The organism is Pseudomonas sp. Os17 (genome assembly GCF_001547895.1).
GTDB lineage: Bacteria > Pseudomonadota > Gammaproteobacteria > Pseudomonadales > Pseudomonadaceae > Aquipseudomonas.
This window is the reverse complement of record NZ_AP014627.1, coordinates 4,983,444-4,998,173: the sequence shown is the minus strand read 5'-3', so window position 1 is coordinate 4,998,173 and position 14,730 is coordinate 4,983,444. Positions and strand designations below refer to the sequence as shown.

The 14,730-nt window shown below is 60.4% G+C and carries 12 protein-coding genes; 7 read left to right on the top strand and 5 right to left on the bottom strand.

All coding sequences use genetic code 11. The features are described 5' to 3' along the window. Window positions 1-296: 296 nt before the first annotated feature. The 5 genes from POS17_RS21755 (at window position 297) to POS17_RS21740 (ending at window position 7,753) form a co-directional block, all read left to right on the top strand. A complete protein-coding gene (locus POS17_RS21755; RefSeq protein WP_060840476.1) occupies window positions 297-2,384 on the top strand; it encodes an LTA synthase family protein in 2,088 nt (695 codons plus the stop codon). A gap of 354 nt (window positions 2,385-2,738) precedes the next feature. Continuing rightward, window positions 2,739-3,260: a fimbrial protein gene (locus POS17_RS31225; protein ID WP_082729923.1), complete on the top strand. Its 522-nt coding sequence runs from the start codon at window positions 2,739-2,741 to the stop codon at window positions 3,258-3,260. 55 nt (window positions 3,261-3,315) lie between these two features. After that, window positions 3,316-4,056: a fimbria/pilus periplasmic chaperone gene (locus POS17_RS21750; RefSeq protein WP_060840475.1), complete on the top strand. Its 741-nt coding sequence runs from the start codon at window positions 3,316-3,318 to the stop codon at window positions 4,054-4,056. 111 nt (window positions 4,057-4,167) lie between these two features. Further along, window positions 4,168-6,780 carry a fimbria/pilus outer membrane usher protein gene (locus POS17_RS21745; RefSeq protein WP_082729922.1) on the top strand — a complete coding sequence of 871 codons (2,613 nt, stop codon included), beginning with the start codon at window positions 4,168-4,170 and terminating at the stop codon, window positions 6,778-6,780. A gap of 7 nt (window positions 6,781-6,787) precedes the next feature. Next, the gene (locus POS17_RS21740) at window positions 6,788-7,753 is read left to right on the top strand and encodes a fimbrial protein (protein WP_082729921.1); all 966 of its coding nucleotides are present in this window, start codon (window positions 6,788-6,790) and stop codon (window positions 7,751-7,753) included. A gap of 99 nt (window positions 7,754-7,852) precedes the next feature. Here the strand turns inward: POS17_RS21740 and POS17_RS21735 are convergent, their stop codons facing one another. Continuing rightward, on the bottom strand, window positions 7,853-8,005 hold the full coding sequence (locus tag POS17_RS21735; RefSeq protein ID WP_007945780.1) for a DUF3309 family protein: 153 nt from the start codon (window positions 8,003-8,005) through the stop codon (window positions 7,853-7,855). 296 nt (window positions 8,006-8,301) lie between these two features. Between POS17_RS21735 and POS17_RS21730 the strand changes: the two genes are divergently transcribed. Continuing rightward, window positions 8,302-9,117 carry an SDR family oxidoreductase gene (locus tag POS17_RS21730; RefSeq protein WP_060840472.1) on the top strand — a complete coding sequence of 272 codons (816 nt, stop codon included), beginning with the start codon at window positions 8,302-8,304 and terminating at the stop codon, window positions 9,115-9,117. 64 nt (window positions 9,118-9,181) lie between these two features. Continuing rightward, on the top strand, window positions 9,182-9,514 hold the full coding sequence (locus POS17_RS21725; RefSeq protein WP_060840471.1) for a YnfA family protein: 333 nt from the start codon (window positions 9,182-9,184) through the stop codon (window positions 9,512-9,514). 35 nt (window positions 9,515-9,549) lie between these two features. Here POS17_RS21725 and POS17_RS21720 read toward each other — a convergent pair whose 3' ends face one another. The 4 genes from POS17_RS21720 to POS17_RS21705 form a co-directional block, all read right to left on the bottom strand. Continuing rightward, a complete protein-coding gene (locus POS17_RS21720; protein ID WP_025127101.1) occupies window positions 9,550-9,777 on the bottom strand; it encodes a YheU family protein in 228 nt (75 codons plus the stop codon). A gap of 85 nt (window positions 9,778-9,862) precedes the next feature. Beyond that, on the bottom strand, window positions 9,863-11,047 hold the full coding sequence (locus POS17_RS21715; RefSeq protein WP_060840470.1) for an osmoprotectant NAGGN system M42 family peptidase: 1,185 nt from the start codon (window positions 11,045-11,047) through the stop codon (window positions 9,863-9,865). A gap of 122 nt (window positions 11,048-11,169) precedes the next feature. Then, complete coding sequence (gene ngg / locus POS17_RS21710) at window positions 11,170-12,915, bottom strand: N-acetylglutaminylglutamine synthetase (RefSeq protein WP_060840469.1); 1,746 nt, start codon at window positions 12,913-12,915, stop codon at window positions 11,170-11,172. 3 nt (window positions 12,916-12,918) lie between these two features. Further along, complete coding sequence (locus tag POS17_RS21705) at window positions 12,919-14,691, bottom strand: N-acetylglutaminylglutamine amidotransferase (protein WP_060840468.1); 1,773 nt, start codon at window positions 14,689-14,691, stop codon at window positions 12,919-12,921. Between the last annotated feature and the right edge of the window lie 39 nt (window positions 14,692-14,730).

Genomic DNA, 14,730 nt, shown 5'->3' with positions numbered 1-14,730 from the left:
ATGAAGAAAAGGGCCGTCAGGCCCTTTTTGTGTGACTAAACATGCGTTGAACGAAATTTTCACAAAGCCTCAAAGACAATTCGCCGGCGTTTTTCCCCTGGTGTAAATCCCCGCCATCTGTTGTTCCAGAGCCGTAGGAGGTGGGCTGGTCGGTAGTGCCCACTAATCAATGGCAATGCCTTCAGTGATCGTGCAACATCTGCGCACCGCGTAATCCCCGTCGCCCTGGCGACAAAAAGAGGGCAGAACGCCGCTTTTTCTTTGCAACTTAAACTTCCAATGGGTCCTAAAACGACATGGCAAACTCGGATGCCCTGAGTCAGCAGCGATCCTCGAATCGCCTGCTTCAACCGACCGTTAAATCCCATCTGGCCTACACGCTGCTGTGTGCGCTGGTCGTGATGGTGATGCTCTCTTTGTTGCGCGTTGCGCTGCTGATCTACAACCGCGAGATGATTCTCGACACCCCGGCTTCGACCTTTCTTGAGGCGTTCGCCAATGGGCTGCGTTTTGACCTGCGGCTGGTGGTCTATCTCAGCGTTCCGCTGATCCTGGCGCTGACCAGTGCCCGGGCCATGGCGGCGCGCGGACTGTTGCGCTTCTGGCTGACGGTGACCTCCAGCATCGCGCTGTTCCTCGGCCTGATGGAGATGGACTTCTACCGTGAATTCCACCAGCGCCTCAACGGCCTGGTCTTTCAGTACGTGAAAGAAGATCCGAAAACCGTGATGAGCATGCTCTGGTACGGTTTCCCGGTGGTTCGCTACCTGCTGGCCTGGGCTGTGGGGACCTGGATTCTCAGCCTGGCATTCAAGGGCGCTGACCGCGCCACTCGGCCCCGTGGCCCGTTCAGCGGAGGCAATGTCGGTACGCGGCAGATTGCGCCCTGGTATGCGCGCATCGCGGTGTTCGTGGTCTGCCTGCTGATCTGTGTGGTCGCCGCCCGTGGCACGCTGCGGCAGGGCCCGCCCATGCGTTGGGGCGACGTCTACACCACCGAGTCGAACTTCGCCAACCAGCTGGGCCTCAACGGCACTCTGCAGTTGATGGCGGCCGCCAAGGATCGCCTGTCCGAAGACCGCAACAATATCTGGAAGGCGACCCTGCCTCAGCCATTGGCTCAGCAGACCGTACGCGACATGCTGCTGGTGCCGAACGACAAGCTGGTGGATGCGGACATCGCCGCCGTGCGCCGTAACTACAGCCCGGATGCGGACAAGACCCTGCCGATCAAGAACGTCGTGGTGATCCTGATGGAAAGCTTCGCCGGGCACTCGGTCGGTGCTCTGGAGCGTCCGGGTCAGATCACCCCTTATTTCGACAAGCTGTCGAAGGAAGGCCTGCTGTTCGATCGCTTCTTCTCCAACGGCACTCATACCCACCAGGGCATGTTCGCCACCATGGCTTGCTTCCCCAACCTGCCGGGCTTCGAGTACCTGATGCAGACCCCGGAAGGCAGCCACAAGCTGTCTGGCTTGCCGCAGCTGCTCAGCGCCCGCAAGTACGACGATGTGTATGTCTATAACGGTGATTTCGCCTGGGACAACCAGTCGGGGTTCTTTGGCAACCAGGGCATGACCAACTTCGTCGGCCGCAATGACTTCGTCAATCCGGTGTTCTCCGACCCGACCTGGGGTGTGTCCGACCAGGACATGTTCAACCGGGGCCTGGAAGAGTTGAAGGCCCGTGATGGCAAGGGGCCGTTCTACGCCCTGTTGCAAACCCTGTCCAACCACACCCCCTATGCGTTGCCGACACCATTGCCCGTGGAGAAAGTCACCGACCGTGGCAGCCTCAACGAGCACCTGACCGCCATGCGCTACTCCGACTGGGCGCTGGGCCAGTTCTTCGAGAAGGCGCGCAAGGAGCCGTACTTCAAGGAAACGCTGTTTGTCGTGGTCGGCGACCACGGTTTTGGCAATGAGCAACAGATCACGGAAATGGACCTGGGCCGTTTCAACGTGCCGATGCTGATGATCGCACCCGGTATCCAGGAGAAGTTCGGCCAGCGCGACCACACCGTGGGCACGCAGATCGATATCGTGCCGACCATCATGGGCCGCCTCGGTGGTGATGTGTTGCACCAGTGCTGGGGGCGTGACCTGCTCAACCTGCCCGAAGGCGACAAGGGCTTTGGCGTGATCAAGCCGTCGGGTAGCGATCAGACCGTGGCGCTGCTGACGGCGGATCGGGTGCTGGTCCTGCCCAAGGAAATGCCGCCCAGGCTGTACAAGTACGAACTGGGTGCAGCACCCGGAGGCGAGCTGATTTCCGGAGCCGCCGATGAGGCGCAGCTCAAGCAGAAGCTGGAATCCTTCCTGCAGACGGCGACCAAGAGCCTGATCGACAACACCGCCGGCGTGGTCAACGGCAAGCCGGATTGACCCTTGGACTTGTCGGCGCTTGTAGAGCGTTGGCAAGACCTTGCTGAGAAAGAAAACACCCCTGATGGGGTGTTTTTTTTTGCCTGTCGACAGATGAGGCCATTGATTTGTCTTGAGGTATTTCCCGTTCTTCTTGGGAAAAGTTTCTCGGTGATTAGTCGATTTCTCGCTTTTAAATGGGAAATTTCTTGGATTTTAGGATTCATCTGATGTTAGCCAATACAACAGACTGTAATGATCGCATCCGCTTCGGCCCGGACGGATACGCACAAAGCTCCAGATCTGGCACGCAGCATTGATTGTTGAATGGTGTGGTCGGCAGTACGCCACGATGATGGGTAAATGGAGAATTAAATGAAAAAGTTTCGTTTGGCGGCGGGTGTTGTATCGGCTCTATTCTTCGCGGCAAACAGTGCTTTTGCATATGATGTGCTGCTTACATTTGAGGGTAAGGTTGTACCCACGACATGTAAGGTAGACGGGCTTTCTGAAATTAAACTTAATCCTGTGAGTACAAGTGCTCTGAAAAGCTCGGGTGATTTTGCAGGTGCGAGTCCTTTTACTATTCATGTGTCGGGGTGTGATGCTACTAAGTTAAAAGGAAAGTTTAGTTTTGAGTTTCCTAAAGTGGACGCTAAAACAGGCGCTCTTATAAACAGTGCTCCAGGTGGTTCCACGGCTCAGATCCAACTGCTTGATCATGGAAGTAATCCTATTCATCTACTGGCCTCATTTGCTCAAGAGCCGTTTGCGCCCGTGGTTGCAAATGAAAGTGAGGCGCGATTTGCATTCGCTGCTCGGTACTTGGCAGGTGAAGACCCAGTGACTGCAGGGGACGTTAAAGCCGAACTGACCTTTGATCTTGTTTACGAGTGAAATCAAAGCCTTGAAGCCTGAGCTTCGAGGCTTAATCCTGTGAGCGATAGAGTCCATGTTTTGTTGTTTCATTTCACGTCTGATCACTTGTATCGCTATTTTGCTGTGTTCTCTATCCGTCCAGGCCAGCGTGGTGGTTGATGCCACGCGAATTGTCTATCCAGCCAAGGAGCGCGAGGTTTCTCTCAGGCTGAGCAATCAGGGGCAACAAGCGGCGCTGGTACAGACCTGGATCGACGATGGCCGCGTCGATGCCAAGCCGGATGAGGTGGATACACCTTTCATGGTGACGCCGCCCATGGTGCGGATCGATCCCGACAAGGGGCAGTCGCTGCGGATTGCCTTTGTACCGTCAACTCATTTGCCCAAGGATCGTGAGTCGGTGTTCTGGCTCAATGTGCTGGATGTACCCCCACTGGCGAGTGCGCAGGTCGGCAATCACATGCAACTGGCGTTTCGTACGCGTCTGAAGTTGTTTTTCCGCCCTGCGGATCTTCCGGGAAGTTCCACTGAAAGTGCGGAAAAACTGCGCTGGAATTTATCCAAGTCTGGCAAGGATACTGTCTTGCAGGTGCACAATGATGGAGCCTTTCATGTGTCTTTCAAGTCGGTTGAGTTAAAGCTCAAAGATGGTCGGGCTGTAACAGTAGAAAGTCATATGGTTGCTCCAAAATCATCTGCTGATTTTGTTTTTGAACAAACACCCAAGGCCTCCGAGGTCGGGGTGGGTGTGATGTACGAATGGATCAACGATTTTGGAGTCAATGTGCGCGTTGAGGCCAAGCTGCAACAATAAAATACTCCAGAAAAAGCTCTTGGTTTTATCCCCTGCTTAATGTTCGTGCCGAGGCATTTGCCTCGGTATTTTCGTCATTGACCCATCGTACTGACTGTTCGGGCAGGTTAGATGAGTGCTTTGTCAAAAAAGTTGCTGTTACTTGTGAGTTGCGTACTTGCTTACTCTAGAAAGTGTTTGGTTGTGCGTGATGGTTTTATTCTGGGCAGCATGACGCTGATCGGATCGTGGATGGTTATTGATGTCAGCGCGGCTGACGAGCCGATTCGTTTCAATCCGGCGTTCTTTGGCAACAGTCGTGGAGAAACGCTGGACCTGTCCAGGTATGAGCAAGGTAATCCGCTGACGCCCGGGACTTATCGCCTTGATGTGTATCTCAATCAAAACCGGGTTGGGACTCAAGAGATCCTACTGAGGACCGTGGCCGATGGTTCAAGGGTCGAGCCCTGCCTACCCCCCGCTTTGCTGGAGCAACTGGGCGTTGATTTCACCCGGCTGCCCGAGGACCAGGCCAACCGGGCCCGCGCCGCCGAGTGCCTGGGGCCCGACGAAATGGTGCCTCAGGGGCGCTTGGAAGTGGACATGGCCGACTTGCGCGCTGATCTGTCCATTCCTCAGTTGTACCTGAGCCGGACCCAGCGCGGTTATGTGTCGTCCAAAGAGTGGGATGCGGGGGTCAATGCAGGCTTTCTCGGCTACAGCAACAACCTGTCCGAGAACCGTAGCAACGGACAGCGCAGTCGCCAGTTTTATAGCGGCCTCAATACGGGGCTCAACCTGGGCCAATGGCGCCTGCGACACAATGGCTCCTACAGTTATGACGATCAGTCAGGTTCCGGCGGTCGCAGCCAGTACAACGCCTTGAGCAGCTATGTGCAGCGCGATATCACCGCAGCCCAGGCCCAGCTGACCTTGGGGGAGTTCTATACCCCCGGCAATCTGTTCGACAGCTTTTCCTTTACCGGCGTACAACTGCGCAGCGATGAGCGCATGTTGCCTGATTCGATGCGTGGGTTTGCGCCCGTGGTGCGTGGCGTCGCCGATACCACCGCCAAGGTCAGCGTGCGTCAGGGCCAGAACCTGTTGCATGAAACTACGGTGCCCCCGGGGCCGTTTGCCATCGATGACCTGAACAGCGCGGGCTACGCCGGTGACCTCAATGTCACCATCACCGAAGCCGATGGGCGGACCAAAAGTTTTGTGGTTCCCTATGCCTCGATGGCCCAGTTACTGCGGCCCGGCAGTTCGCGCTTCAGCCTGAGTGCCGGACGCTACCGCGATGACAGCCTGGATACGCTGCCCGGTTTTGTCCAGGGAACCTATCAGTACGGCTTGTCCAATCTGTGGACCGGTTATGGCGGCAGTATCCTGGCTCAGGATTATCGGGCCTGGCAGGGCGGCGTGGCCTTGAGCACTTCCGTGGGAGCGGTGGCGCTGGATCTGACCCATTCCCAGGCCTCGGGCTTGAACGATTCAGAGGCTGACGGCCCCACGCAACTCAGTGGTCGCAGCCTGCGCTTGTCGTACAACAAGCTGATTGAAACCACTGCCACCAACTTCAGCGTGGCGGCCTATCGGTTCTCCAGTGAGGGTTATCTGAACTTCGACGAGTACGCTCGCCTGCGGGACAGCCCGTCGCAAGACCGGTCGTTCAAGCAACGCAGTCGGCTGCAGTTGAGCCTGAGTCAGCCGATAGGCGAGCGCATGGGGCAGCTGAACTTTTCCGCTCTGGCGCAGGATTACTGGCGTCGCGATCAGGGGCGGGATCTGAGCTATCAGGTGGGGTACTCCAACAGTTACAGCTGGGGAAGTTTCAGTTTCAGCGCCGCCCGCACCCGCAGCGGAGGGGGCAGCATGGACAATCAATACCTGCTCAGTATCAGTTTGCCTCTGGGACGCAGCCGCTATTCACCCTACCTTAGCTCGTCCATCAACTACGACGGCAGCGGCAATCACGGCGTCAATAGCTCCTTGAGTGGCAGTCTCGGCGAAAACGCCCAGGTCGGTTACAGCCTCTACGGTTCACGTGATCATTATGCGGGGCAAAGCAACAGCAACTATGGCGGCAACCTGCGTTATGACGCGGCCCATGCCAACTACAACCTAAGCGCCAGCCGTGGCCAGAACTATCAGCAAGCCAGCTTCGCCATGCAAGGCACCCTGGTCGCCCACCCGGGCGGCATCAACGCCACTTCGGGGCAGGGCGAAACCATGGCCGTGCTCGAAGCCGCCGGGGCCAAGGGCGCCCAGGTCCTGAGTAACGCCAACACGCGGATCGCTGATAACGGTTATGCAGTCGTGACCGGACTTACGCCTTATCGACGCAACGATATGGCCCTGGACCCTAAGGGCACTTCCCGGGATGTCGAGTTGGAGATGACCTCGCAACAGACAGCTCCGCGTGCGGGGGCGGTGGTCATGTTGCGTTATCCGACCGTGGTGGGGACGGCCGTGCTGCTCAAACTGGTACGCGATGATGGCCAGATGATTCCCTTGGGCGCGCAAGTTCTCGGTGTCAATGGGGAGGTGTTGACGCAGGTCGGACAGGGCGGCCGAGCCTTTGTTCGGGGGTTGGAAGGTCAGGGCCAGTTGTTGATTCAGTGGGGGGCAGGGCAGAGTTGCCTGGCCTCTTATCGTATGCCCAGCGCCCCCTCCTCGAATGACGAGTATTACCAGCAATTGGAGTTGCCCTGCCATAAGGGCGGCGCAATCTTAAACAGGTAGGTAAGGGATGAGTATCAAAGTCCTGCTCAACAATCGATGGTCCTTAATGGCTTGGTTACTGCTTGCCACCATTCATGGCGGTCACGCTTGGGCCAATAAATGCATCGGAGAGCCATTGGCGACGCACTTCACCAGTGCCGATTTCGCCATGCTCAAGCCTCCGCGCGATATTCCGGTGGGCAGCACTATCCTGGTCAAGGAGATAGATCAGGGCAACACCACCATGACCTGTAGTGGCAACGGGCTCTGGTTTGACTACGGCTTTGTCGGGGGCGCCACCAAGACCGCCTTTGAGCATGTCTATGAGACGGGAGTGCCGGGGATTGGCATGCGGATCTACTGGTACAACGAGGGCGGTGTTTACATGGAATGGCCCAGGTTCGAGCGTCGGTTGAACCCCACCACCTATTCACCGCCGCATAAGTTCAAGTTCGAACTGGTGAAGACCGGCACCATCAGCTCGGGAAAGTTCATCGATCACAAGATCGAGATTTATTATCACAACCAATTGAGCAATAAGATTTCGTTCAATAACGTGTCCTACACCGCTCAGAGCAGGGGTTGTACTGTCGCCCGTCCGGTGCAAACGGTCACCATGCCCACTGTTCCACTGGGCAAGTTCAAGCCGGATGCCACTCCGATCGGCCCCAAGTCGTTTGCGATCGATCTTAAGTGTGACAAAGGCGTCAAGGTTGCCTATTACATCACCGGGCTCAATACCGACCTGCATATTTTAAAAAACAGCGTGGGGAAAGGCATGGCCAAGGGCGTGGGCCTGATCCTGGTTCAAGGTGATGCCAGCAGCCAGACCCAGCAAATGTTTGGCACCCGCACTGAGTTCAAGACTTCGCAAACTACTGTCGATGACGAAAGACTCAGTATCCCGCTGACTGCCTTTTACATTCAGTACGGTCCGGAAGTAACGGCAGGCGATGTCCTGGCCAACGCCACGGTGACGTTCATGTATGAATGAACGGGGGTTCTTCACTCGTCTGTGAACCCTGCCCAGCGTCCTGTCGTCAGGACGCTGGCTGTTTCAGTAGTCAGTTCACGCTAAAGCGGTCTGGCTGATTCAAATCCTGCCCAGCAGCAATAACACCAAGAGCACCACCAGCACGACGCCGATGATTCCCGAAGGGCCATAACCCCAACTTCTGGAGTGAGGGAATACAGGCAGGCCGCCAATCAGCAGCAAAATCAGAATGACGATCAGAATGGTGCCCATGGTGGTTTCCTTGAATTGAATAGAGTTGAACAACGCAGTTGTTCAAGGACAACTTGGCTTTATGAATAAAGCCAAGCGCTTAATAAATCCGACTCTGCGCCTATCGAGATAATTCCAAATTTTTTAATGCATTGCGCTGCCCGGGTTATTTCCTTTGCGTCTGTCATCGATCGCGCGGCAGCGTGCACCCGGCCAGCGGTTTGCCCGGGGCATTCAGCAGCCTGATGGTGCGTGGGTGGCGCAGGGGCCTTCGCTACACTGCGGCCCATCTTCCCCGGAACCACAAGGCAACTCTTATGCACAATCGCATGATGATCACTGGCGCGGGCTCCGGCCTGGGTCGCGAAATCGCTTTGCGCTGGGCCCGCGATGGCTGGCGGCTGGCCTTGTCCGATGTCAGCGAAGCGGGCCTGCAGGAAACCCTGAAGCAGGTACGCGCCGCCGGTGGCGACGGTTTCGTGCAGCGTTGCGATGTGCGTGACTACAGCCAGTTGACGGCGTTTGCCCAGGCTTGCGAAGTGAAGTTCGGCGGCATCGACATCATCGTCAACAATGCTGGCGTGGCTTCGGGCGGGTTCTTCGGCGAGCTGTCCCTGGAGGATTGGGACTGGCAGATCGCGATCAACCTGATGGGCGTGGTCAAGGGCTGCAAGGCCTTTCTGCCGCTGCTGGAACAGAGCAAGGGCAAGATCATCAATATCGCCTCCATGGCCGCCTTGATGCAGGGCCCGGCCATGAGCAACTACAACGTGGCCAAGGCCGGAGTGGTGGCGCTGTCCGAGAGCCTGCTGGTCGAGCTGGCGCAGCAGGAAATCGGCGTGCACGTGGTCTGCCCGTCGTTCTTCCAGACCAACCTGCTGGATTCCTTCCGTGGTCCGACCCCGGCCATGAAGGCCCAGGTGGGCAAATTGCTGGAAAGCTCGCCGATTACCGCCGCCCAGATTGCCGATTACATCCACACCCAGGTCAACGCCGGCCAGTTCATGATCCTCCCCCACGAGCAGGGGCGCATGGCCTGGGCCCTGAAGCAGAAAAACCCTCAGGCGCTGTACGACGAAATGACCCTGATGGCCGACAAGATGCGCGCCAAGGCCAAACAAGGGGCCCACTGAGCTTGCTCCACCCCCTTGGCCTCGTTAGGGTTGCCGGCACCTGGCAATCCTGACGAGACCTTGCATGCTCAATTACCTGTGGTTCTTCCTCGCCGCGCTGTTTGAAATCGCCGGCTGCTATGCCTTCTGGATGTGGCTGCGCCAGGGCAAGAGCGCCTTGTGGGTGATTCCCGCCCTGATCAGCCTGACCCTGTTCGCCCTGTTGCTGACCAAAGTCGAAGCCAGTTACGCCGGACGCGCCTATGCCGCCTACGGTGGCATCTACATCGTTGCGTCCATTGGCTGGCTGGCGGTGGTGGAGCGGGTGCGGCCCCTGGGCTCGGACTGGTTGGGGCTGGCACTGTGTGTGATCGGGGCCAGTGTGATTCTGTTCGGCCCGCGCTTTTCCAACGGTTGAGCATCCCGGCCCAAAGGTTTGGGCCGGTCCAGGCATCAGTCGAACAGCTCCTTGGGCACGTCGTGCTTGAGCATCAACTGGCACTGTTCGCTGTCCGGATCGAAAACGATCACTGCCTGGCCCTTGCTCAGGGCCTGACGAACCCGCAGCACACGGGTTTCCAGAGGCGTCTCATCGCCGTTGTCGGTGCCCTCGCGGGTGACGAAGTCTTCGATCAGACGGGTCAGGGTGTCGACTTCAAGTTGGTCGTGGGGAATCAGCATGGGGGCCTCCGAAAAACAATCCCGGATGCTACTGCGCCCGGGGCCGTGCCGCCAGTTGTAGCGCGCACAAACCCCGGGTCGCGGTTCAGGACCTGTTGCCCACCAGGCTGTCTACCGAGGGCACCCGAGTGTCGCTTTCCATCTGGGTGTCGTGTTCCAGCTGATGACTGAAGCGGTCCAGGGAACCCTGGGCCGGTTGTGCATCGCTGGCAAACACCGGCGGGCTGAGAATGTAGGCGCTGAGCAAGCGGCTGAGCGCCGCCAGGCTGTCGATGTGGGTGCGTTCGTAGCCGTGGGTGGCGTCGCAACCGAAGGCCAGCAGCGCCGTGCGAATGTCATGGCCGGCGGTCACGGCCGAGTGGGCGTCGCTGAAGTAGTAACGGAACAGGTCGCGGCGCACCGGCAGTTCGTGCTCGGCGGCCAGACGCAGCAGGTGCCGGGACAGGTGATAGTCGTAAGGGCCGCCGGAGTCCTGCATGGCCACGCTCACCGCGTGTTCGCTGGAGTGCTGGCCCGGGGCGACCGGGGCGATGTCGATGCCGACGAATTCACTGACGTCCCAGGGCAGGGCCGCCGCCGCGCCGCTGCCGGTTTCCTCGGTGATGGTGAACAGCGGGTGGCAATCGATCATCAGCGACTCACCGCTGTCGACGATGGCCTTGAGCGCCGCCAGCAGGGCGGCGACGCCGGCCTTGTCATCCAGGTGCCGGGCGCTGATGTGGCCGCTTTCGGTGAACTCCGGCAGCGGGTCGAAGGCGACAAAGTCGCCCACGCCTATACCTAAGGATTCGCAATCGGCGCGGGTGGTGCAGTAGGCGTCCAGGCGCAGTTCGATATGGTCCCAACTGATGGGCAGCTCATCCACCGCCGTGTTGAAGGCGTGGCCGGAGGCCATCAACGGCAGCACGCTGCCGCGCAATACGCCGTTGTCGGTGAACAGGCTGACCCGGCTGCCCTCGGCAAAGCGGCTGGACCAGCAACCCACCGGGGCCAGGGTCAGGCGGCCGTTGTCTTTCACCGCGCGAACGCTGGCACCGATGGTGTCCAGGTGCGCGGACACCGCCCGGTCCGGGCTGTTCTTCTGGCCCTTGAGGGTGGCGCGGATGGTGCCGCGCCGGGTCAGCTCGAAGGGAATGCCCAGTTCTTCCAGGCGTTCGGCAACGTAACGCACGATGGTGTCGGTAAAGCCGGTGGGGCTGGGAATGGCGAGCATTTCCAGAAGGACTTTCTGCAGGTAAGCGAGATCGGGCTGGGGGATCTGACGGGTCATGGAAACTCCGGATGAAAAAGGCCATCGATGGTTTCGATGAGGCAGTGAGAGGCCTGAAGAGGGCTTTCGCTGGCAAGCCAGCTCCTACGAATGAGGGTAGGAGCCGGCTTGCCGGCGAAGGATCAAGGCGCAGGTTGGCTGTGGGGAAACAGCAGGTCGATAAAACGCTCGGCAGTGGGTTGCGGGTCGTGGTTGGCCAGCCCGGCGCGCTCGTTGGCCTCGATGAACACATGGTCCGGCTGGTCCGCCGCGGGCACCAGCAGATCCAGGCCGACCACCGGAATGTCCAGGGCCCGGGCCGCGCGGATGGCGGCGTCGGCCAGGGCCGGATGGAGGAGGCTGGTGACGTCTTCCAGGGTGCCGCCGGTGTGCAGGTTGGCGGTGCGTCGGACGAACAGCCGCTCCCCGGCCGGCAGCACGCTGTTGTAGTCGTAACCGGCGGCATGCAGGGTGCGCTGGGTTTCCTGGTCCAGGGGGATCTTGCTTTCGCCGCCGGTGGCTGCCTGGCGTCGGCGGCTGCGGGCCTCGATCAACGCGCCAATGGAGTGCTGGCCGTCGCCGATGATCTCGGCGGGACGGCGAATGGCCGCGGCCACCACTTCAAAGCCGATCACCAGGATGCGCAGGTCCAGGCCTTCGTGGAAGCTTTCCAGTAACACTCGGTTGTCAAAGCGGCGGGCGTGGTCGACGGCCTGCTGCACCTCTTCGATCGTGCGCAGGTCCACGGCCACGCCCTGGCCCTGTTCTCCGTCCAACGGCTTGACCACCACTCGCTGGTGCTCGTCGAGAAACTCCAGGTTGTCGTCGGCGCTGCCCGCCCGTTGCTGGGCGGGCAGCTTCAGGCCGGCCTCTTTGAGCACCTTGTGGGTCAGGCTCTTGTCCTGGCACAGGCTCATGCTGATGGCACTGGTCAGGTCGCTCAGGGATTCCCGGCAGCGCACCCGGCGACCGCCGTGGCTGAGGGTGAACAGCCCGGCGTCGGCGTCATCCACCTGGACATCGATGCCACGGCGATGGGCCTCCTCGACGATGATCCGTGCATAGGGGTTGAAGTCCGCCTGGGGCCCGGGGCCGAGGAACAGCGGCTGGTTGATGCCGTTCTTGCGCTTGATGGCAAAGGTCGACAGGGTGCGAAAGCCCAGCTTGGCGTAGAGGCTCTTGGCCTGGCGGTTGTCGTGCAGCACCGACAGGTCCAGATAGCTCAGGCCGCGGCTCATGAAGTGTTCGATCAGATGCCGCACCAGCACTTCGCCCACGCCCGGGCGGCTGCAATCGGGGTCCACCGCCAGGCACCAGAGGCTGCTGCCGTGCTCCGGGTCCTGGAAGGCCTTGTGATGATCAAGGCCCATGACGCTGCCGATCACCGCGCCGCTGTCCTGGTCTTCGGCCAGCCAGTACACCGGACCGCCCTGATGGCGCGGGGTCAGCCGTTGCGGGTCGATGGGCAGCATGCCCCGTGCCTGGTACAGGCGGTTGATGGCCTGCCAGTCGGACTCGCTTTGCGCGCGACGGATGCGGAAGCCGCGAAACACCCGGGTGGCCTGGCGGTAGTCGCTGAACCACAGGCGCAGGGTGTCGGAAGGGTCGAGGAACAGCTGCGTCGGTTCCAGGCCCAGCACCTGCTGCGGCGCGGCTACATACAGAGCAATGTCGCGTTCACCGGGCTGCTCGTTGAGCAGTTCCGCGGCGAGGCTGCCGGGATCGGGAAAGGTGTGGCCGATCAGCAGTCGGCCCCAGCCGCAGTGCAGGGCAATGGGGGCGTTGCCGGGTTCGCTGCCGTCTTCGGCAAAGCGCGCTTGCAGACGTTCATAGGAGGGCGCCTGGCCGCGCAGCAGGCGTTGGCTGTAAGCCGTGGCATTGGCTTTCATCGGTCAGATTCCTTGTTCGCTGAGCCACAGGTTCAAGGCCGCCAGTTGCCACAGCTTGGAGCCGCGCAGGGGCGTCAGTTGGCCCTGGGGATCGGTCAGCAGGCGATCGAGCATGGCCGGGTTGAACAGGCCGCGATCCTGGCTCGGGTCCAGCAGCAGTTCACGCACCCAGTTCAGGGTGTCGCCCTGCAAATGCTTGAGGCCCGGCACCGGGAAGTAGCCTTTCTTGCGGTCGATGACCGCGCTGGGGATCACCCGCCGCGCCGCTTCCTTGAGCACCTGCTTGCCACCGTCCGGCAGCTTGAAGCGTGCCGGCACCCGGGCCGACAGCTCCACCAGGCGGTAGTCGAGGAAGGGCGTGCGCGCCTCCAGGCCCCAGGCCATGGTCATGTTATCCACACGTTTGACCGGGTCATCCACCAGCATCACCGTGCTGTCCAGGCGCAGGGCCTTGTCCACAGGCGCGTCGGCGCCTGGTTGGGCGAAATGCTCGCGGACGAAGTCGCCGGCGGCGTCGTGTGCCGTCAGCCATTGCGGCTGCACGGTGGCCGCGTAGTCGTCGTAGCTGCGATCGAAGAAGGCCGCGCGGTAGGCAGCGTACGGGTCGCTGGCGCCGTCTACCTGCGGGTACCAGTGGTAGCCGGCGAACAGTTCGTCGGCGCCCTGGCCGCTTTGCACCACCTTGCAGTGCTTGGCCACTTCTCGGGACAACAAATAGAAGGCGATGCAATCGTGGCTGACCATCGGTTCGCTCATGGCGCGGAACGCCGCCGGCAACTGGTCGATGATCTCGCCCTCGTCGATGCGCAACTGGTGATGCCGGGTGCCGTAGTGGCGGGCAATCAGGTCCGAGTACTGGAACTCGTCGCCGCGTTCGCCGCCGGCATCCTCGAAGCCGATGGAGAAGGTCGACAGGTCGTCCACCCCGACGTCCCGCAGCAGGCCCACCAGCAGGCTGGAATCGACACCGCCGGACAGCAGCACGCCGACATCCACCGCCGCCCGCTGACGGATGGCCACCGCCTCGCGGGTGCTCTCGAGCACCCGGTCAGTCCAGTCTTCCAGGGTCAGCTGGGTTTCGTCGGCACGGGGGCCGTAGGGCAGGGACCACCAGGTCTGCTGTTCGGTGCGGCCGTCGGCTTCGATGCGCATCCAGGTGGCCGGTGGCAGTTTCTCGATGCCCGCCAGCAAGGTGCGGGGCGCCGGCACCACGGCGTGGAAGTTCAGGTAGTGATTGAGCGCCACCGGATCGAGAATCGGGTTGATGTCGCCGCCCTTGAGCAAGGCCGGCAGGGCCGAGGCGAAGCGCAGGCGCTGGCCGGTGCGCGACAGGTACAGAGGCTTGACCCCGAGGCGGTCGCGGGCGATGAACAGGCGCTGGGCGTCGCGCTCCCAGATGGCGAAGGCGAACATGCCGTTGAGCTTGGGCAGCAGGTCGGCGCCCCAGGCGTGATAGCCCTTGAGCAGCACTTCGGTGTCACCGCCGGAGTGGAAGGCATAGCCCCGGGCTTCCAGTTCGGCGCGCAATTCGGGGAAGTTGTAGATCGCGCCGTTGAAGGCCAGGGACAGGCCCAGTTGGTTGTCGATCATGGGCTGCGCCGAGCCGTCCGACAGGTCCATGATTTTCAGTCGTCGATGGCCGAGGGCGATCGGGCCCTGGCTGTGAAAGCCCCAGGCGTCGGGGCCACGGGGGGCCAGGTGATGAGTGATTCGTTCAACCGCTGCCAGGTCGGCAGGTTGATGATCAAAGCGTAATTCGCCAGCTAATCCGCACATAAGTCCTTACCGGTTTTTCCGTTGGGGAGAGTCGATCCG